Here is a 19,919-nt window from a genome sequence, read left to right on the forward strand (position 1 = left end):
CTGGCGCTCAGACAACAAAAATACCTCACTCACAGGCCTACCCTCCATCGGTAAGCCTGTGAATCACAACCTCTCGCTCAGTTCAATAAATTAATAGGTCCTGAGCCTAGGGTGAACATGATCGACAGCACCCCAAGCACCCGGTTGGCCTGATAGGGCGTTTCCTTCAGCGACTGGTGCAGTTCGACGACATCGGCGCGGGTCACGTCGATGACCTTGAGCATTCCGAGCTTTGGGGTAATGAACAGGTCCACGCAGCGGCGATATTCGTACCGGGTCGAAGGCTTGCAGTGTGAGGCGACATGCTCGTCGAGGAACCGCTTGCCGAACTCCTTCATGGTCGCGGCGGCACGCAGGCCGTCGCGCTGTGCGCCCGGATCGCTGCCGCGCCGCACATCGGACAGATGCTTCATGGCCTCGGTGCGAGCCTGATCTGGTGTGATCGGGCCATGAGGACCAATATTGACGCGGCGGATGCGTCCACCCGCGCGGAACTGGGCGAGGTAGATTTTCCGGCCTGACGGATGGACCCTGAGGCCGAAGCCGCGAAGTTCGTCATCCCAGAGGAAATATTCCTTGCCGGTTTTGGTGGCGGCTTCGACGGACCGTTTGGTGATCGTGACCATGGGACATCCTTCCCCGGTTGGAATCACTGGAATCAAATAGGAATCATTTGGGAGTGAAATCAGGCGATTCCAGCCGTGGAAGAGTGTAGCAAGAATCGAGTAAAAACTTAAGAAAAACTACCACTTATCGTGAAAAAATCGGCTCTGTGCGGTAATTGTGTAAGTATTAGACTGGAACTCATAACCTGAAGGCCGTAGGTTCAAATCCTACCCCCGCAACCATAAATACCCTGTTTAAAAACGAACATTTAGGCCGCTTCATAGTGGCTTTTTGTGTTTCTGCTCCACGCACAAGATGTGTATAGATGTGTATAGATGTGTATAGATGTGTATAGATGTGTATAGATGTGTATAGATGTGTATAGATGTGTATAGATGTGTATAGATGTGTATAGATGTGTATAGAACGTAAATACATAGGAAACAGCAGCTTTAATTCCCGATTCTTTTTCGGAAGAATACAGGATGGACAGTAATATTACGTTCTGTAAATGATAACCGGATTTGGTTGCTAACATAGCCTCTGTCCCCGATGATTTCTTCTTGTTCGTGGTAAAGTTCAGCATCGCAGCTTAGACATTTCCGCAGGTAGATATTTTAAGACTGGCGCATAATATTCCATAAATACAGACTTCGATTGCTCATGCATTAGCATTGCAACGATATTCATTATCCCGAAGGGTAGCGTGATCGAATGAAATCGACAAATGCACGAAGTGCTGGTGGCAACTGGCGGCGGCCAGAATAATAAAGCATTGGCCCTGAAAATGGAGGAGACCAGTCTTCGAGTACTGTTTCCAGTGCCCCGTTGCGGATGTGCGGAGTCAGCCAGTCTTCGAACAGACAAACAATACCAAGGCCCGCTATGGCAGTTTCTAACAGAAGGTCGCACGCCAATCCGGGTTGAACCAATAAAGGGCCTGATGGATCAAGACGAATAATTTCCCCATTTTTCTCGAACTCCCACACAGCCGATGCTCCACCGGAGAAGCGAAGACGAAGGCAGGCGTGCTCCAGTAATTCGCCTGGGTGCTGGGGACGTCCCTTCGCAGAAAGATAGGATGGTGCAGCGGCAACTAGAAGGCGCTGGCTACGCGGCCCAATGGGGACTGCGATCATATCCTGTTCCAGCTTTTCTTCATATCGGATACCTGCATCTGCGCCAGAGGCGAGAATATCTACAAAACTGTCCTCTACCGTCACCTCCACACGGATATGTGGATGAGCGATCAGGAAGGGCGACAGAATGCCTGGGAGTACGGTTCTTGCGACATTGGCCGGGACATTGAGACGGATTGTTCCTGCAGGCTGGTCGGTTTGCGCATGGACGGTATCGAGTGCGGCGCTGATCTCGGCAAGGGCTGGCGAAAGCCGTTCAAACAACCGAACGCCCGTCTCTGTAAGCGAGATGCTGCGTGTGCTTCGATGAAGCAACCGTGTACCAAGACGTGTTTCCAGTCGCCGTACAGCGTCGCTGAGTCCAGAGGCCGAAGACCCTGAAACACGTGAAGCCTCGCGGAAGCCGCCCGCTCGCGTAACGGCAATGAAAGCTGAAAGATCATCAAGTTCGAGTGGCATTGTGCGATTTTCCGGACAGCCCGTTCAGAGTCGCCCAGCTTATCGATCATTCAAAGCGAGTCCATCTTTGGGAGGCACCCTCACCAAGGAGAGACCAATGAGCATTCACGCCCATGCCGGAACTTTTATACTCGGCGACCGAATTGTGAACCGTATGGGATACGGGGCAATGCAACTTGCTGGCCCGGGTGTTTTTGGTCCGCCGCAGGATCACAAAGCCGCTGTTGCTGTACTTCGCTCTGCTGTGGAAGCAGGCGTCAATCATATCGATACCAGCGATTTTTATGGCCCACACATTACGAACCAGATCATCCGTGAGGCACTCCACCCTTATCATGATGACCTCGTGATCGTGACCAAGGTCGGAGCGGTGCGTGGCGCGGATGCATCATGGCACCCAGCGCAGAGCACGCAAGATCTGACCAGATCAGTGCACGACAATCTACGCAATCTGGGACTTGATCAGCTTGACGTGGTCAATCTGCGTTTGATGGGTGACGTTCATGCTCCTTTGGAGGGTTCGCTGGCAGAGCCGTTTTCAGTACTGGCTGCGCTTCGTGAACAGGGCCTCATCCGGCATCTCGGTCTCAGCAATGCGACGACTACGCAGATCGCTGAAGCACAGACGATCGCACCAGTTGTTTGTGTACAGAACCATTACAACCTTGTTCATAGAAAAGACGATGCACTGATCGACGCGCTGACGGCACAGGGCATTGCCTATGTGCCATTTTTTCCCCTGGGTGGATTCAACCCGATCCAGTCACATGTTCTGTCTGAGATTGCCTCTGATGTAGGAAAGACCCCATTGCAGGTTGCGCTTGCGTGGTTGCTGGCCCGTTCACCGAATCTGCTCCTTATTCCAGGGACTTCGAACCTCCGTCATCTGTCGGAAAATCTTGCTGCAGCAACGCTGGAAATGTCGTCCGATGTTAAGGCGCGCCTTGATACAATCGCTGTCGTGTAATTTCGTTTTCAGAACTATTTTGGTGTAGCGTTGCTGATACCTTTCTGCGTAAAGCACCTTCCGCCGGGAAGATTTTTAGTAGGTGATATTGGCATTTCGCCGGATAGCCTGCGGCGGCTGGTGAAATTCACGCAGGAAGGCCCGCCGCATCCGTTCGGGATCGTGGAAGCCAGTCATGACAGCGATGGCTTCGATGGGGAGTGTGGAGCACTCGACACGCTCCCGTGCGGCTTCCAAACGCAGTTTTTCGACCGCTTTGGCGGGGCTCATTCCCACCGACGCCTGAAAACTGCGTGAAAAATTCCGCGGACTCATGCCCGCCTGAATGGCAAGAACTTCCACGGTCAGGCGCTGTTGAAGGTGGGATCGGATCCATCCCAGAAGCTCGGCAAAGCGTTCCTGAGTGCTCCCCATCTCTAGCAGGGTCGAGAATTGGGACTGCCCGCCAGGGCGGTGATAAAAAACCACCATCTGCTGTGCCGTACGACGCCCGATATCTGCACCGAGATCTTCGGTTATCAGCGCAAGAGCCATGTCGATCCCTGCGCTGATACCAGCAGACGTCCAGACCGGACCGTCATGGACATGAATGGCATCCGCAGAAACTCGGACTTTCGGAAATTGTGCTGCCATGGCGCTGGCCTGTTGCCAGTGCGTTGTCACACGACGTCCATCAAGCACGCCAGACGCTGCCAGCAGAAAAGCTCCCGTACACACGCTGCAGATCCGTCGTGCAGTGCGGGCCTGATGCCGTATAAAGACCTGTAATTCAGGACAGGCCATGGCCTGCTTGTGACCTTCTCCTCCGACAACGACAAGCGTATCCACGGACCCCGCTGCCGCGATCGGGACGGTCTCGATCAACATTCCCGAAGATGAGCGGATCATACCGCCATATTGGGACAGGGGTGTCGTCTCATATGGAGCACCCCCGAATGCGCTGGCGATCTCGAAGGCAGCCGTCACTCCGGCAGCGTCGAGCAATTGAAAATTCGGATAGAGGAGAAGACCGATCTGTCTGGGCATGTCCTGAAATGAGGGATGATTGTCCTTTCGTCAAATGGTCTAGTGGAAAACACTGACAGACGTTGGATCAACCCATGATCCAATCCTGAACCAGAGGCGGAATTTGAATGTCCCGACCCCCATTTCCCCCCTTCAATGCTGAAACTGCTATTCAGAAGGTTCGTCTCGCGGAGGACGCCTGGAACGGGCAGGACCCCGAAAAGGTGGCGCAGGCCTATACTCTCAGTAGCCAGTGGCGCAATCGCTTGGAATTCATTCGTGGACGACAAGAGATCGTGACGTTTCTGACGCGGAAATGGAAGCGCGAGCAGGAGTACCGACTTATCAAGGAACTCTGGGCTTTTCATGACAACCGGATCGCTGTTCGTTTCGCCTATGAATGGCAGGATCAGACCGGAGAGTGGTTCAGATCCCACGGGAACGAAAACTGGGAGTTCGATGAAAATGGGTTGATGCGTTACCGCGCGGCGTCAATCAATGATCAACCCATTTCAGCTACGGATCGTCTGTTCCACTGGTCTCAGGGACGGCGTCCGGACAATCATCCCGGCCTTTCGGCGTTGGGACTGTGACTGTCCGGAAGCGTGTCCTTACCGGGTTGACTGGAACGCCTTGCGGCCTTCTGCGTCCAATGCCGCAAAGTCCTCGTCGGACAGTAAGATATCTGTGGCAGCGACATTCTGTTCCAGATGGGCGACCTTGGATGTGCCGGGAATTGGCAGCATCACGGGGCTACGTTTCAAAACCCAGGCAAGGGCGATCTGGCTCGGTTCCACGCCGTACTTCTTCGCCACGGTGTCCAGAATTGACCCGGACTTCGCGAGGTCGCCAGCGGCGAGCGGAAACCACGGGATGAACCCGATGTTCTGCGTCGTACAGTAGTCGAGCACTTCCTCGCTGGTACGATCGACAAGATTGTAGCGGTTCTGGACTGTCGTGACCTCAAAGAACTTCGATGCTGCCTTGATATCTTCAACGGACACCTCGCTCAGTCCCGCGTAACGGATCAGTTTCTGATCGATGAAGGAGCGGATTGCATCGAACTGTTCGTCCGCCGGGACTCTGGGATCAATGCGGTGCAACTGCCACAGGTCGATCTGTTCGACGCCCAGATTGCGCAGGCTTTTATGCACCTGCTGCAGCAGGTATTCCGGTCGCCCCACGGGTTTCCAGATGTCCGGCCCCGAACGGGTCAGGCCCCCCTTTGTTGCGATGACGAGGCCCTTGGGATAGGGATGCAGTGCTTCCCTGATCAGCCATTCCGAGACGTCGGGTCCGTAGGAATCCGCCGTATCAATAAAATTGACGCCGAGTTCGGGAAGATGCTTCAGCGTGCGGATAGCTTCATCATGATCAACAGGCGGTCCCCATATGCCTTTGCCGGTGATGCGCATTGCACCGAAACCCAGACGGCTGATCTCGAGATCGCCGCCGATTTTGAACGTGCCGGATCGGGAAGCGCTGGAGGGTGAGTAAGTCATATTCCTCGGTTCCTTCATGACGGGATTGCCTCTGATGCCAGTATCTCGGCCAGCATAGAGATGTGTCAGCATCCGGACTTTCATACTGGCGGCGTGCTCGGCAGGCGCCTTGAACTGTCCGCGCCACTGAGTGAATGTGCTATCGCTCGCCGTTATGGGAAGAAGGATGATCGTAGAGCATAGTTTCTGATGGGTAGCGCTGATTTAATCATCGAGAACGTCACCACATGGTCCATGTCGATAGAAGTTGTTCACGGATAGGGCCGACATAGCCCATTTCAACACGGCGAATTGCCCCCCACGCGATCACCGGGCTCACTGCCTTCAATCACGCAGCTTTGTACGCCCGGTAACCAGCATCCAAGGCGCTGAAATCACGGACCAGTCCCCCCATCGAAATCCGACGCCGCCGCGCCTAAGGCATTGACCGTAATGCCCTGCTCACCCAGGTCTTTCGCCATATACAGCGCGATGACTTTGGTGGCGGCCTCTCCTGGCTGAGATGCGGTGGTATGTTCTGGAACTCAATTTCCGCATCAACTGCTCCATAATATTCACATGAAGCACAGTCAGGGAGTTATAGATCGGTCAATCTGGAAAATTGTGATCTTAAGGCCCCTTTGCCTCATGCGCGCTAGTGTCTGTCTGACTGTGTTCGTCCGGACATCGTCGCGTTGGCATCCCACAATGTTAGAAGTGACGTAACGGCCGCATCCAGTTGTGTTGATGTCACCCCATCCCGAACTTCGCAGGTCATGCCATGGAGAAATGTCGCGAGAATATCGGGCAGGACTTTTGTGGCTGCGCAATCCTGCAGTTCACCGTGGGCAACGGCGCGTTCCACGCAGGCCCGGATCCCAGCTCGTGTCCGCTGCCGCTCGCCTCCAAGGAGAGCCTGAACAGGTTCGTTTTCGGGTGAACAATTGCTGGCGCCCGATACGACCAGACATCCGCAAGGGTGCGTCCGCGCCGCCTGCATACGCGCCGAGCCGCGCAGGGTTCGTTCGATTGCATCGCGCGATGACAGACTTTCGTCCCATAAGGGCGCCATGACCTGTCCATAGGTCGCCAGATAATGCTGCACGACTTCGCGGAACAGGGCTTCCTTGGAGCCGAACGCTGCGTAGAAACTCGCGGGCGAAATATTCCCCATGCAGGATTTTAGCTGCGTCAGGGACGTCGGTTCATATCCCTGTGCCCAGAAAAGCGCCGTGGCCGCATCAATCGCCTTGTCCCTGTCAAACTCACGGGGACGACCTGTCCGCGCCATGCTGCCGCTCCTTCTGAAAGACTTCCATATTAATTGATCCAGAAATAATTGCCAGAATTTTGCAGCTCATATATATACCAATCGATCCATATATGAGTAGCCCATGATCCCGAAGACGACATCCCTCCGCAGGAACCCCGATGATGGACTGCCTGTAGCCGGTCTGCTCGCGCTGGCGATGACTGGCTTCATCTGCATCATGACCGAAACTCTTCCCGCTGGTCTGTTGCCCGAGATCGGGGCTGGCTTGCATATTTCCTCCGCATTGGCCGGCCAGATGGTCACAGCTTACGCTCTGGGCTCCCTGAGTGCCGCGATCCCGCTGACACTATTTACACAGCGTTGGCGGCGAAGGCGGGTTCTGCTGCTGGCGATCATCGGCTTTGTAGTCTTCAACTCCATTACGGCATTTTCGACGCATTACGACCTGACCCTCGTGGCGCGATATGGTGCAGGTGCAGCGGCAGGTCTCGCCTGGGCCTTGCTGGCAGGCTATGCGCGCAGAATGGTGACACGTGCCCAGCAGGGACGTGCTCTGGCCATCGCCATGGTCGGGACGCCGATTGCGCTCTCGTTGGGTGTTCCGGCGGGTACATGGCTGGGCGCGGCTGTTGGCTGGAGACTGGCCTTCGGGATCATGTCGGGCGCCTCTCTGCTGCTAATCGTCTGGGTTCTGGCGAAAGTTCCTGATTTTCCGGGCCTTGCACATCACGAGCGTCTGCCGTTCGGGCATGTCCTGCGAACGCCAGGTGTACGGTCTGTCCTGAGCGTCGTGATGACATGGATGCTCGCGCACAATGTGCTGTACATCTATATCGTACCGTTCATCGCTCCTGCCCGACTGGCGGGGGAAGCCGATCGCATCCTCCTGCTCTTTGGTTTCGCCGCTCTTTTCGGCATCTGGCTAACCAGTCGTACGGTCGATCACGCTCTGCGTCTGTCGGTTCTGGCCAGCCTCGCAATCTTCGCCGTTGTCGCTGGCGTTTTTGCAATCGGATCTGCATCGCCTGTGGTGATCATGATCGGCGTCACGGTATGGGGCCTGACATTCGGTGGCGCTGCGACGTTACTTCAGACAGCCCTTGCGGACGCGGCCGGTGAAGGCGCGGATGTCGCCCTGTCGATGAACGTCGTCGCCTGGAATAGTGCCATAGCCGGTGGAGGAATTCTGGGCGGGGTGTTGCTTGAGACCTGGGGGGCTATGTCGTTCCCCTGGGCTGTAATGGGTCTCGCGCTTGCTGGACTCCTGATCGCATGGAAGGCCAGATCCCATGGATTCCGACCTGGGCACCGGCTCGGGCATGAGGCCGAAAACTAAAAGTTTGATGTGGGCGGATTGTGGATACGAGAGGCATCAGCCTTGCCAATATATCGGTCGCTATCCGGCCCGAGGACCGAGTAAAATGATACTCGTTCCGATCAAACAAATCAGACCGCCCGCGATATCCCAACGGTCGGGTCTCACGCCATCAACTGCCCACAACCAGAAGAGAGAAGCACAGACGTAAATGCCGCCGTAAGCCGCGTAGGCGCGTCCAGCTGCGTCACTGTCGACGCGGGTGAGAAGCAACGCGAACACGGTCAGAGAGACCATGCCTGGTGCGACCCACCATGCAGATTTGCCAAGGCGTAGCCACGCCCAAAATGCGAAGCAGCCGCCGATCTCCGCCAGCGCAGCACCGATATAGGCAAGAATGGTCATCATCAGTTGGCTCCGCAACAGGCTATGGCCAGCCTTGCCGTCCCCGACAAGTCGTCCACTATGGAGTAATCAGGCTCGGGCCTTTCCTACATTCTGTATCGCACGCTGTGACGAAGTGCGCGATGCTCATTTCCAGTCTCATCACAGAGACCTGGGCAGATTACCGAATTCAACTCCATAAAACCCTGAGTTCAAACGGCATCCGTTTGCAGAAAACGCCTGATGCTTTCCAGAACCTGCCATCGATTCTTTTCCATAACCACCATATGCGTTCCTTCTCCAATTTCGACCCAGCGTCGGTAAGGTGCGTTTTTAAAGCGAGGGAATAGATTCACCATTTGCGCGGTGGTTACACTCCTGTCCCACTCGGCATGGAGCAAAAGAACCGGGACTGTGATGTGTTCTGGCTCGTAGAAGGACTTTCCAGCAGACCAGTATTCGCGAATATCCTGTATCACGCCTGCTGGTGCACGGATGATACCATTCTGTTCTGCAGGGTCGCTGGCAAGCATGACCGTGCCCCATTGCTCGAACCATCCTGCAGGAAGAATCTCGCTGCGTTTGTCTTCCGGTACGCCGTCCAGCCAGTTTTTGTGGAATGCCGCGACATCGAACCGCCGATAAGCGTGAACAGGCCCGCCGGGATCCAGCAGAGCCACGCCTTTATTAATCCATTGCGGCGCTATGAGCGTCAGTTTTTCGACTTTATCGTTATTCGCGGCTGTATAAGCGCCTGTAACGGTACCGCCCCATGACATACCGATCAGGCACAGGCGAGGAAGACCGTGCTGGGTCAGGATATAATTGACGGCGGCTTCCAGGTCACGCACGGCAGTTTCAGTTCTGACCTGAGGAGGGGCGTCCTCCGGTGCGCCCTCCATGCCGGGTGGGCGTGTTGAGCCTCCGAAGCCACGCACGTTGAGCGCGTAGACGTCAAACCCATCTTGAGCGAGGCTGTCCATAAACGTCCCATCGCCAACAGGAACGTCAAACAGACTCTCCGCTGGTAGTGTCGCACCGTGCATCAACAAAATAGTGCGCTCTGGACCAAATGACGGGATGTCCGTGCGTCGTTTATGACGCAGATGGAGTGAAATACCCGTAGTATCACTGGGGATATGCAGGTTTTCTGTATGAATATTGGTCATTTGATTTCTCCTGTATCGGGCTGTGCAAATTCCCATGAAAATCCGTTTTTGCGGCGTTTGACGTAACCTGCACTCGTTTCTGCAAAATGCGGCGTGAAACACAGGCTTCCACTTTCGGCGGCCTGTTCGAGCATCCATCGACGCGAGCGTTCTGCCGTTTCAATGAATTCGCAGTAAACGGAGCGCAGATCCGGGCGATAAACCTGAAGTGGATGATGCATGACATCTCCCGTGAACCAGGCTTCCTGCCCCTTCGACCTCAGGCGGATTGAGGCATGGTCGATGCTGTGCCCTGGGGTCGAATGAAAAGAGAGGCCTGCAAGGACTTCCTGACCGTCGATTGCGATAGGCTGTCCAAGCCCGGCTTCGATCACTGGAAGCATGCTGTCTTGATAGACACGGCGTAGTGGTCGATGGTCGGGAGGTCCCAAAATCTCAGGGGGCAGATCCGGCGCCGGATCAATACCGTCGTTGCTGGCGCCATAACGGGCTTCAATTTCCGAAAAATAATGACGTGCGTTCGGAAAAGTCGGCACCCATTTTCCGTCTCGTAAATGGGTATTCCATCCGACATGATCGGCGTGAATATGCGTGTGCAGTACAGTATCAATCTGTTCGGGCTGGACGCCTACAGCAGCAAGACGTGCAAGAAACGGCGTATGCAGATGATCAAGTGCTGGTGCGGCTGGTAAGGGCTTATCATTACCGGTCGCGGTATCGATCAGGATCGTGGTGCCCGGCAATTGGACGAGCCATGCGTGGGTTCCTTGCGCAAGTCTACCGGTGGTGCTGTTAAAGGAGCCGGGCGTTAAGGACGAACCAAACGTCGCCAGCGCCTCAGGATCCATATCCGGATACAGTTTTCCGGGATCAGCATTGTCCCAGTGCAGTTCCTGGATACGCGTAATGCGGGCGTCTCCAACGTGAAAAGCTTCTGTCATTTTAGCCCCAATGCAATTGTTTTGCGTTGCATCTAGAGCTAGGGTGCATCCGATCATCATACAAATCGATTTGACGCATGAAGCCTATTGATCATTTCAATCTTCGATCCTTTGACCTCAATCTGCTGATCGCCTTTGATGCCCTTGTGTCAGAACGCAGCGTCACGAAGGCTGCGCACCGTTTGCGTATTCAGCAACCGGCAATGAGCCATGTTTTGGCAACGCTGAGAATACTTCTGGCAGATGAGGTGCTGGTAAGGACGGGTGCCGTCATGCTGCCGACCGCCAAAGCAGTCGCCATGGCTCCGCGTGTCGCTGAGATGTTGAGGCAGGTTCAAGGCATTCTGACAGCCGAGGACCGGTTTAACTCGGAGACAGAGAAACGAATTTTCCGTTTTGGATTTTCATCCGAACTCGAAGTCTTCCTAATGCCCAGACTGACGTCTTATCTACAAAGCCATGCGCCGGGGATACAACTGCTGTCACGAGGCTCGCCGCGCAGCGAAGTTCATACGTTGCTGGACACCGGTGCGCTGGACATTGCGGTTGGGTGTTTTGATTTCGGGATGGAGCGTCACTGTGGTGTGCCATTGTATGAACAAACGCTTGCCTGCTGTTTCAACCCTGATCTGATTGATCCGGACGCTCCACTCACGATTGAACGCTATCTTACATTGCCGCATGCGCTCATGACGTTGAAGGACGACATTCAGGGCTGTTTGTCTGAGGCTCTGGGGCGGATCGGTCAGAAACTTAATGTCGTTCTGGCCGCATCAGATTTCCTGACTGCGCTGGCCACAGCTGCGACTGCGCCGGTTCTGGCGACACTGCCCAGTCGTATCGCGCATCAGCATGCAGAACATTTCGGTTTGACGTTACGACCGGTACCGTTGGATCTACGAATTCCTGCTGTTTCAATGGTCTGGTCTGTTCGCAGCGATCGCGACCCTGCTGCCATGTGGCTGCGTAACGCCGTGACGTCACTATTAAAAAATGACATCCAGACTTCCAGCGTCTTTCCGTAAAAAACATAGCTGCTCTTTTGCAACCATACCCTGCAATTTTTTCTGTTGTGCGGAGTATCTCTATTATTCTGGTCTTTTCAGGCTTGGTAACCCCGTGCCGGGAGCTGTAAAATCCGGCATGGCTTCTCGGTTGCTCACTCGCACCGTTCCATCTGCTTTCCGTTAGCAGGAAAGTCCATTATCCGAAGACTATTGCTATGTTCGACGACTATACCCGGGGGACACACCGACAATCCGCTTGTAGGCACGGCTAAAGGCTGCCTGAGACGTATATCCTAGCCGATCGGCCACTCTCTCAATGGAGATTTTGTCATAAGCAAGCCAGGTTCGGGCAATGCGCATCCGTAACTCACCGGCATAACGCAAAGGGGTAACACCTATCGTTTCCTGGAAGCGCTTTGCAAAGACGGAGCGCGAAAGACCGCTTTCAGCGGCCAGCTCCGCCACACTCCAGTCGCGTCCAGGCTGGCGATGGAGGGCAAGAATGGCACGTGACAATCTCGGCTCCCGCAAGGCTGTTACAAAAGCGGAACTATTACCGCAACCGCATTCGACCCAGCCCCGAACGATGACAGTCATCACAACATCCGCTAGGCGCGCAAGAATACCAGCGTCTCCCACGCGGCCGCTGCAGGCTTCCTGTTCCATGGCTGTTAAAATCGGCATAAGTTCGAGGTAACGCTGGCTCGTAGCATCAATCTTCATGATCTCGGGCATCAGAGGCACAAGCCCTTGCAGACCGCCAAGGTCGAACTCCATGCAGCCACTAAAAAAGATGGACTGCGGTTCAGGGGTTGTCACGGCATACAAGGTCTCGCTGAGAGGAGCGACATCGTAATGCTCGATATCCTGAACTGAAGCCGTCGGATCGGAGACGATTTGATGAGCGCTCCCTTGCGGTAAAAACACTGCATTTCCCGCCGCGAGCGTCTCACGAACTCCGTCTTCTGTTCGAAGCGCTGCCTTCCCGGTCGCCATGAAATGAAAATAGGCACAACCGGTTTTTTCCCTGAAGGCAAAACCAAAAGATGAGCCCACATGGATGCGACGGTATTGAAGACCGCGCAACCGCATTCCGAGAAGAAGCTCACTCATGAGATCGGAGGACGGAGCAATCTGATCCAACATCAAAAAATTCCGGCTTTATGATCAAAAAAAACGGATTTCCAATCATAGATCGTCCCGACCGATCTGCCTAGCCTGTGACGTAACGGCAATCTTGAGGACATTTTTATGAGTGACGCATTTCTGGACCCAGTTCCTGCTGAGTCCGGCGTTATCGAAGCGAAGGAGGTTACGTCTCCTGCATGGATGGCGGTCTTTTCGCTAACCATGGGGGTTTTCGGACTTCTGACAGCGGAATATCTGCCCGCAAGCCTTTTGACCCCTATGGCAGCCGGGTTAGGTGTCTCAGAGGCGCTGGCAGGGCAGGCGGTTACTGTAACAGCGGTGATTGCCATGTTCTCGGGATTGCTGACAGCAAGCCTGACGCAGAAGATCGATCGCCGCGTTGTGCTCCTCGCGTTCAGTCTGTTGATGATTGCATCCAATCTGCTGGCAGCTCTTTCAACGAGTCTCATCTTCCTTCTTGCAATGCGTGTTCTGTTGGGTATTGCGCTGGGCGGGTTCTGGAGCATGGCGGCTGCCGTAGCGATGCGTCTTGTTCCAGCAGCACTTCTGCCACGGGCCCTTTCGATCATTTTCAGCGGTATTTCGGTGGCAACTGTCGTCGCCGTACCCTTCGGCAGTTATCTCGGCGGGTTATACGGTTGGAGAAGCGCTTTTTTCGCCGCCGCAGCGCTTGGGGCTGTGACGTTGCTCTTCCAGTTCCTGACACTTCCGCCTCTGGCACCGCAGCGTCCGGCTAAGCTGAGTACCATTCTGGGAATCCTGCGCAGGCCGGGGATCGGCGTGGGCATGTTGTGCTGCACCTTTGTCCATACAGGGCAGTACGCTTTGTTCACTTACATCCGGCCCGTGCTGGAAAGTGTGATGGTGATTAACGTCAGCGGCCTGGCATTGGTGTTGCTGGCATTTGGCCTCGCAAACTTCGTTGGAACACTGGTTGCCGGATGGGTACTGGAACATAGCCTACGCGCTACGCTCATCGTCATGCCGGTTCTGATCGGCGGAGCAAGTCTGGGTCTGATCCTGCTGCCTACTGGAACAACCGGTCAGGTGCTGCTGGTGATCCTATGGGGGATGGCTTTTGGTGGTGTTCCTGTAGCGTGGTCTAACTGGGTCGCACATGCCGTGCCGGATCAGGCAGAAAGCGCAGGCGGAATGGTCGTCGTGTCCGTACAGTCTGCCATCGCTACTGGTGCGGCTGTCGGAGGCGTGATGTTCAGTATTGGCGGTGTGATAGGGGTATTTAGTGTAGCCAGCGCCATCCTTCTACTTTCGGCACTACTAATTGCCCTTCGGGTCAGGGTCCGGCCGCATTGATCTGAGTACGGCAATCTGTTTGGCGATCCTCGCGAACAGAGAGTCAATTCTGCCTTGGCAATCAACTTTAACGGCACTTCCGTAAGCATCGCTTCGGGAGTGTTTTTTTGATTGTAAAGTGGCTAGCGGATTTTGAGAAGGCTCTGGTCCATTCAGACAGAAGCAAGGGCGGCTGTCTGCCATGGCGTTGCTGAACAACCTATTCGATAAACAGAAGAAGTATCTGATCGATGCTCGCCTGCCCTTCATACGATTTCTGTTTCTGCAGCTGATCAGCGTCGACAGGGAGTGGTCCAGAGCAGCATGTTTTCTACTCTGCTCCCGATGCAGAGCGAATATCGTCACAAAAGACCGCCAACGTCCGTCCGTTAAGGCCTAAATCAGGGCATAACGGCTTCGGTTAACGGTTCTTTGATTCCCTCACGTCCTCGATTTTTCAAACAACGTCGTAACGCGTGTCAGAAAAATTTCGTTTTTTAGACGGTGTTCACGATGAAATTCAGTGAAACAAAAAATCTGCTACACTACGTGGAAAGTGTTTTTCGTGGTGTGAGTGGAATGCCCTTTTTTAAAATACCAAAGTTGTGTTGAGAATGTTGTGAATAAGTTTGTAGCATATTGAAAAATATTAACATTAATGATTTTAATAAATGTGGAGTAATTGAATTGATAAAAAATAGTAATAAACGGATTTTTGCCGCTACATTGTCATTGGTGTTATCAGGATGTGCGACATCGGAATTGGACACAGCCCCCGCCAGTCCCGATCAGCCGTGGCAACCTAATGTTACTGCCGGGGGTGTGATCATTCCTGGAAAAGAAAAAAAATTATCTAAACTATCTTTGCCTGCAAAATATACACTCCCCTCAAATCCAAATGCAGTTATTCAGGGGGAAGCGCCACTGCTTAATGATCAAAAAAAAGATTCATATACTCTGGCAGACCTGATTGATGTTGCGCAGTCCTCTAATCCGCAAACAAGAAAAGCATGGAATACTGCACGAGATGCGGCGCTGGCCGTTGGAATTATTAAAAGTACTTATCTTCCCACGCTAACGGCAACTGTTGTAGGAGGATGGTCTCGAGCGAAAAGCCAAACTACGGATGCATCGTTTGACGCAGATAACTATGGCTCTATTGGCATCAATGGCAACCCAAAGCGGCGCAGTTCAGGGACTGCGGAAGTTCAGACAGTGGGGCTTCGATGGTTGTTATTTGATTTTGGTCGGAGAGAATCCCTTATTAGTGCTGCGCGCCAGGCTCAATTGGCAACCAATGTTCTTTTCACGGGTGTGCATCAGAAAATCATCTATGGCGTTACAACTGCTTTCTATACACATGCTGCAGCCTCCACTCGCGTGCAACTCTTACAGACATCGCTGGAAAATGCAGAACACGTGCAAGCCGCGGCAGAGGCAAGGCTGAAACAGGGGCAAGGAACAATCATGGATGTCACACAGGCACGACAGGTGACCGCACAGGTCAATCTGCGTCTTGTGCAAGCTCAAGGAGAAGAACAGAATACTTATCTGGCGTTACTTAATAATATGGGAGTTTCGACGGAATCCCGTATCAATCTTGAAGACGTATCGGGACGTTCCCTGTCTTTGGAAGATGTGCGTTTAAGTGATGAAGTGGTCAAAGCAGCGGTTGGACGTCGTCCGGATGTATTGGCTGCTTATGCAGCAATGCGTTCTGCGCAAAGTCGTATTTCTGCAGCGCGTGCGGCATTTCTTCCAAGCATCTTTATGACAGGCAACGTGGCGTACTCAACAGGGCGAACCAATCTGACTTCCATACCGAGTGCCAGTGATAGTGTATCTCCAACTCTTAATCTTTCAGGAAACCGTTTCAGTACGTTGATTCTTGGTGGGATCAGTGTCCCTATTTTTGACGGTGGTTTGCGTTCTGCTATTGTCAAACGCGCGCAAGATCAGGAAGACAGTGCAGAAGCTACTCTTCGACAGACAGTCAATGGTGCAGTCCAGCAGATTGTTCTGGCGGAGAATGCCCTGCATACAAGCCTTCAAGCTTACGACGCGGCATCCAAACTCCGTGTGGCCTCGCAGACGAACTTTGATGCAGCTTTGTTATCGTACCGCTCGGGAACGGGGTCAGTGACACAAACGGAGTTGGCGCAGAACGGGCTTCTTGACGCTAATCTCAGTCGTTCAGATGCTTATTACGCTGCTTTGATTGCTGCTGCGGGGCTGGCCTTTGGGGCGGGTTCTTTGGGTTAAAAGAGGGAACCTCCAGCGTCCAGAGAACTGCGTGATTTCCTGTATGATGCTCGATCAAAAAGATAATTAATGGCTGACGTTCAGTTCTGGAGATTGCTTGTATGAGACTGCCGGATTTCGAGGCTTGGGCCATTTTTGCCAAAGTGGCCGAACGCGGTTCTTTCGTGCGCGCTGCCGAAGAGCTTCAGCTTTCCAAACCGACGATCTCGAAAGCCATCAGTCGTCTGGAGCAGTCTCTGGGGGTGGCGCTGTTCAGTCGGAATTCCCGTCAGATGTCCGTAACGGAAACAGGCCGCATGCTGCTGGGGCATGCAAACCGGATACTTGCTGAAGCAGAAGCTGCCGAAAGTGAAGCCCGTGGAGGCACCCATCGGCCTTCAGGCCTGATCCGGGTCGCTGCGCCCATGACGTTCGGAATCAGGCATCTCTCGCCCGTACTCCCGGCCTTTCTGGAGCGATATCCGGATATCGACATCACTGTGGATTTCAGCGATTCCCTCGTTGACCTCGTGGCTGAAGGGTATGATCTGGCTTTGAGGATTGCATCTCTGGCCGATTCATCCCTGCGTGCCCGGCATCTCTGTGGAGTTCGGTTGCTTCTGGTTGCAACCCCGAAGTATTTGGATCGTATCGGGCGTCCGACGCATCCTCGTAACCTCGAAGAGCAGAAAAGCTTCGTTTATACGAATATATCCGCTCCCGGTACGTTGCGCTTTACGTCCACAAAAACCGGTGAGAATTATGTGCTGTCCCAGGCCTCACGTTTTAGGGCCAATAATGCGGAGGCTTTTCTGCCAGCACTGGAAGCGCATCTGGGATTTGGCCTGTTTCCCGAATTCATGGTCTGGGATGGCATGCGGGATGGACGGTTCGAACAGATCCTGCCGGACTGGGATGCCGCGAGCATTGCGCTTTATCTCGTGACATCCAGCAGTACGCTCCGCCCCTTCCGGGTCAACGCCTTGATGGATCACCTGATCTCGGCGTTTGAACATCCGCCCTGGGCCAACACGACTGCATGAAGTTCGACCAGATAAGACTATGGGCTTATCGACGCAGAGCATCCACAGAGAAGCGACCGGCTCCAGAGGCCGCGAGGGCGAGAAGACCGCCTGCGATACTGAAATTCTTGTAGAAATGAATCCACATATCGTATCGAGCCATGCCGTCGAACGTCCAGTAATGATGACCGATGAACGCTGTGACGATCGTATAGATAGCGAGAAGAATGGAGAGCGGTCTCGTTAGAAAACCGGCGATAAGTGCCAGACCGATACCGAGTTCGGTGACGATGGCAATAATAGCAGACACTGTCGGAACCGGGGCACCCGTGCTGGCCATATATCCTACGGTTCCTTCAAAGCCCGTCAGTTTGCTCCACCCCATCAGGACGAACAGAAGGGCGAGAAGAATGCGTGAGGCAAGAAGAGCCTGATCGCGTGGAAAGGACATGTTCATCGGTTTGTCTTTCGTATTTGAAAGTATCTGACATTCAGCCGGAGGCTTGCTGTTCTGCGCTCCTGGGCCGTTGATGTCTGTTTTACCGTTGCCTCAGAAATCAATAAATGGAAACTATAGAAACTGTATGTTTCTATAGTTTAGCCGGATGAGCCAGAGAAACCACGCCCACCCAGCTCGTCGGAGAACGCAGCACAGAACACTGTCACGGACGGGTCGGTGCTTCTGACGTCTGGCTTGCGGTGACATCGATGGTCACACCCACCTGAAGCGCAACCCACTGTCCGGTGGCCCACGGGCCCTGACCAATGCCGAAAGCGGAGCGGATCAGATCAAGATGACCTTTGGCGTGAGCTGTCTGGCCGTTGATGTCGAGAGTGAAAGGCAGGGTCTCGGGCCTGCTGACACCACGGATCGTCAGCGTTCCAACAGCTTCGTATGCATTACCGCCTTTGGCCCGGAAGCTGCGGGCTTCAAACGTCGCAGTCGGGAAGCGGGCTACATTGAACCAGTCACTTCCTGGCATGGCTCCATCACGCTGTTTGTCCGCTGTCGTGGCGCTTGCAATATCGATCGTGATTTTCGCATGCCCCTCTTCGGGATGAGCCGGATCGAAAGAGATGGTTCCGTCGAATTTTCCGAAATGTCCCGTAAAGGCATGTCCGGTCTGTGTTCCCGAAAAATCGATCGTGCTGTGAGCCGGATCAATCGTCCAGTCTGCGGCGAAAACAGGTGTCGCGCCCAGAAAGCTCATGGCGAACGCTGAAAAGGCTACTTTTTTAAGGAAAGCCATGATGTCAGTCTCCGTGTCTGGGAACAGACTTTCTGCCAATGGCAGGAAGCATCTGTCGCAGGGTGTTATCGTTCAAAACGACATGGTGACGCAGGGCAGCGGCGATGTGCAGAACAATCAACGCCAGCAGAAACCAGCCGCCCCAATGATGAACCGCTTTTGGTGCGGTTTCGACGGGGGCTTTATTCTGCAACGTTGAAAGCACTGGCAGATCGGGCCAGAGGATGGTGCCGTACAGAAGGGTTGGAATCCCCAGAGCGGACACCGACACCATGGCCCATCCGCTCAGCGGCATGAATATTTGCAGGCCGTATAAAGCTGCATGCGTCAGATGGGCCGCCATGCGCTCGAACCCCTTCATGTCACCGGGAAGCTCTGGCGGCCTGTGCGTCAGGCGCCAGACAATCCGCAGGGCAATAAGAACCATGACCGTAATACCGATCGACTTGTGAAGCTGGTACAGCTGAAAAACACGCATCGGATCAAGAGACAGATGATCCATGATCAGCCCCATAACGATCAGGGTCAGGATTCCCGCAGCGATCAACCAGTGAAGGATAATCGCCACGCCCGTATATCGCGTGATCCCGCGGCTCTGCTTTGCGGGCGCAGCCATGGACTTAGCCCTGCTTTTCGAAAGCGCCTGCAATCCGCAGTTGCACGGCATCGCTGACATACGGGACATACATCTTCACGCCGAAATCGCTGCGCTTGATGGTACCTGTGGCTTCAAAACCGGCTGTGTATTTCTTGTCGAGCGCGTTGACACCTGCGCCGATGAAATGAACCTTCAGCGTCTCAGGCTTCGTAACACCATGGAGCGTCAGATTGCCGGTGACGATGGCATCGGCCTTGCCTGTGCGTCGGACGGAGATGGATTCAAATGTGGCGTTCGGATACTGCGCCGCATTGAACCACTGGTCGCCCTTGAGTTCTTCGGTCAGCTTGGCGCTGGTCGTCTGAACCGATCCAACCGGAATGCTCACGGAAAGATGGGATTTAGCCGGATTTTTGTCGTTGAGGTCCAGCGTGCCGGAAACGTCGGAAAAGACGCCCTGATAGTTCGTGAACCCAAAATGCAGAACGGAAAAGCCAACCTGAGTGTGGCTAGGCTCAGGACTCATTCTTTGAGGTAGAAGATGACGCTTGCTGCGATGTGGATTGCGGACATGAATGTATGAGCGCAGCGGTCATATCGGGTCGCAACACGTCGCCAGT

Annotated in this window: 20 protein-coding genes and 1 pseudogene; 7 read left to right on the forward strand and 14 right to left on the reverse strand. The window is 54.0% G+C overall.

The features are described 5' to 3' along the window. Positions 1 to 77 precede the first annotated feature (77 nt). Positions 78 to 626 (reverse strand): integrase arm-type DNA-binding domain-containing protein, encoded by a 549-nt coding sequence (locus tag HKD21_RS13420; protein WP_228121497.1) that lies wholly within the window; start codon positions 624 to 626, stop codon positions 78 to 80. A gap of 669 nt (positions 627 to 1,295) precedes the next feature. Further along, complete coding sequence (locus HKD21_RS13425; protein ID WP_194256132.1) at positions 1,296 to 2,204, reverse strand: LysR family transcriptional regulator; 909 nt, start codon at positions 2,202 to 2,204, stop codon at positions 1,296 to 1,298. Between the two features lie 97 nt (positions 2,205 to 2,301). Between HKD21_RS13425 and HKD21_RS13430 the strand changes: the two genes are divergently transcribed. Next, positions 2,302 to 3,171, forward strand: a complete 870-nt coding sequence (locus HKD21_RS13430) for an aldo/keto reductase family oxidoreductase (protein WP_194256133.1) — start codon at positions 2,302 to 2,304, stop codon at positions 3,169 to 3,171. Positions 3,172 to 3,246: 75 nt separating this feature from the next. On the opposite strand, the gene HKD21_RS13435 is transcribed toward HKD21_RS13430, so the two are convergent. After that, a complete protein-coding gene (locus HKD21_RS13435; RefSeq protein ID WP_194256134.1) occupies positions 3,247 to 4,197 on the reverse strand; it encodes a GlxA family transcriptional regulator in 951 nt (316 codons plus the stop codon). 107 nt (positions 4,198 to 4,304) lie between these two features. Between HKD21_RS13435 and HKD21_RS13440 the strand changes: the two genes are divergently transcribed. Continuing rightward, the gene (locus HKD21_RS13440) at positions 4,305 to 4,769 is read left to right on the forward strand and encodes a nuclear transport factor 2 family protein (RefSeq protein WP_194256135.1); all 465 of its coding nucleotides are present in this window, start codon (positions 4,305 to 4,307) and stop codon (positions 4,767 to 4,769) included. 18 nt (positions 4,770 to 4,787) lie between these two features. On the opposite strand, the gene HKD21_RS13445 is transcribed toward HKD21_RS13440, so the two are convergent. Next, the gene (locus HKD21_RS13445) at positions 4,788 to 5,678 is read right to left on the reverse strand and encodes an aldo/keto reductase (RefSeq protein WP_194256136.1); all 891 of its coding nucleotides are present in this window, start codon (positions 5,676 to 5,678) and stop codon (positions 4,788 to 4,790) included. 634 nt (positions 5,679 to 6,312) lie between these two features. Beyond that, the gene (locus HKD21_RS13450) at positions 6,313 to 6,948 is read right to left on the reverse strand and encodes a TetR/AcrR family transcriptional regulator (protein ID WP_194256137.1); all 636 of its coding nucleotides are present in this window, start codon (positions 6,946 to 6,948) and stop codon (positions 6,313 to 6,315) included. 103 nt (positions 6,949 to 7,051) lie between these two features. Between HKD21_RS13450 and HKD21_RS13455 the strand changes: the two genes are divergently transcribed. Then, positions 7,052 to 8,266 (forward strand): MFS transporter, encoded by a 1,215-nt coding sequence (locus HKD21_RS13455; RefSeq protein ID WP_194256138.1) that lies wholly within the window; start codon positions 7,052 to 7,054, stop codon positions 8,264 to 8,266. 60 nt (positions 8,267 to 8,326) lie between these two features. Here HKD21_RS13455 and HKD21_RS13460 read toward each other — a convergent pair whose 3' ends face one another. The 3 genes from HKD21_RS13460 to HKD21_RS13470 form a co-directional block, all read right to left on the reverse strand. Next, entirely contained in the window at positions 8,327 to 8,653 is a 327-nt protein-coding gene (locus HKD21_RS13460) for a YnfA family protein (protein ID WP_194256139.1), read from the reverse strand. 188 nt (positions 8,654 to 8,841) lie between these two features. Continuing rightward, positions 8,842 to 9,798, reverse strand: coding sequence for an alpha/beta hydrolase (locus HKD21_RS13465; protein ID WP_194256140.1), 957 nt, complete (start codon positions 9,796 to 9,798; stop codon positions 8,842 to 8,844). Beyond that, the gene (locus HKD21_RS13470) at positions 9,795 to 10,739 is read right to left on the reverse strand and encodes an MBL fold metallo-hydrolase (RefSeq protein ID WP_228121498.1); all 945 of its coding nucleotides are present in this window, start codon (positions 10,737 to 10,739) and stop codon (positions 9,795 to 9,797) included. Before HKD21_RS13470 ends, HKD21_RS13465 begins: the two co-directional genes overlap by 4 nt. A gap of 77 nt (positions 10,740 to 10,816) precedes the next feature. Here HKD21_RS13470 and HKD21_RS13475 point away from each other — a divergent pair, with 77 nt between their 5' ends. Next, positions 10,817 to 11,764, forward strand: coding sequence for a LysR substrate-binding domain-containing protein (locus tag HKD21_RS13475; RefSeq protein WP_194256141.1), 948 nt, complete (start codon positions 10,817 to 10,819; stop codon positions 11,762 to 11,764). A gap of 195 nt (positions 11,765 to 11,959) precedes the next feature. Here the strand turns inward: HKD21_RS13475 and HKD21_RS13480 are convergent, their stop codons facing one another. Then, positions 11,960 to 12,892 carry an AraC family transcriptional regulator gene (locus HKD21_RS13480; RefSeq protein ID WP_194256142.1) on the reverse strand — a complete coding sequence of 311 codons (933 nt, stop codon included), beginning with the start codon at positions 12,890 to 12,892 and terminating at the stop codon, positions 11,960 to 11,962. Between the two features lie 105 nt (positions 12,893 to 12,997). On the opposite strand from HKD21_RS13480, the gene HKD21_RS13485 reads away from it, so the two are divergent. From HKD21_RS13485 to HKD21_RS13495, 3 genes are all read left to right on the forward strand, one after another. After that, the gene (locus HKD21_RS13485) at positions 12,998 to 14,209 is read left to right on the forward strand and encodes an MFS transporter (RefSeq protein ID WP_194256143.1); all 1,212 of its coding nucleotides are present in this window, start codon (positions 12,998 to 13,000) and stop codon (positions 14,207 to 14,209) included. A 669-nt stretch (positions 14,210 to 14,878) separates the two neighbouring features. Beyond that, positions 14,879 to 16,450: a TolC family protein gene (locus HKD21_RS13490; RefSeq protein ID WP_194256149.1), complete on the forward strand. Its 1,572-nt coding sequence runs from the start codon at positions 14,879 to 14,881 to the stop codon at positions 16,448 to 16,450. 101 nt (positions 16,451 to 16,551) lie between these two features. Then, positions 16,552 to 17,472 (forward strand): LysR family transcriptional regulator, encoded by a 921-nt coding sequence (locus tag HKD21_RS13495; protein WP_194256144.1) that lies wholly within the window; start codon positions 16,552 to 16,554, stop codon positions 17,470 to 17,472. 25 nt (positions 17,473 to 17,497) lie between these two features. On the opposite strand, the gene HKD21_RS13500 is transcribed toward HKD21_RS13495, so the two are convergent. The 5 genes and pseudogenes from HKD21_RS13500 to HKD21_RS13520 form a co-directional block, all read right to left on the reverse strand. Continuing rightward, entirely contained in the window at positions 17,498 to 17,908 is a 411-nt protein-coding gene (locus tag HKD21_RS13500; RefSeq protein ID WP_194256145.1) for a DoxX family protein, read from the reverse strand. Between the two features lie 205 nt (positions 17,909 to 18,113). Continuing rightward, positions 18,114 to 18,701: a YceI family protein gene (locus HKD21_RS13505; RefSeq protein ID WP_194256146.1), complete on the reverse strand. Its 588-nt coding sequence runs from the start codon at positions 18,699 to 18,701 to the stop codon at positions 18,114 to 18,116. 4 nt (positions 18,702 to 18,705) lie between these two features. Beyond that, positions 18,706 to 19,317: a cytochrome b gene (locus tag HKD21_RS13510; protein ID WP_194256147.1), complete on the reverse strand. Its 612-nt coding sequence runs from the start codon at positions 19,315 to 19,317 to the stop codon at positions 18,706 to 18,708. Positions 19,318 to 19,321: 4 nt separating this feature from the next. Further along, positions 19,322 to 19,825 (reverse strand): YceI family protein, encoded by a 504-nt coding sequence (locus tag HKD21_RS13515; protein WP_194256148.1) that lies wholly within the window; start codon positions 19,823 to 19,825, stop codon positions 19,322 to 19,324. After that, positions 19,822 to 19,919, reverse strand: a pseudogene (locus tag HKD21_RS13520) (IS5/IS1182 family transposase); the annotation flags it as partial. The gene HKD21_RS13515 and the pseudogene HKD21_RS13520, both read right to left, overlap by 4 nt.

Source organism: Gluconobacter cerevisiae, assembly GCF_015244675.1.
GTDB lineage: Bacteria > Pseudomonadota > Alphaproteobacteria > Acetobacterales > Acetobacteraceae > Gluconobacter > Gluconobacter cerevisiae.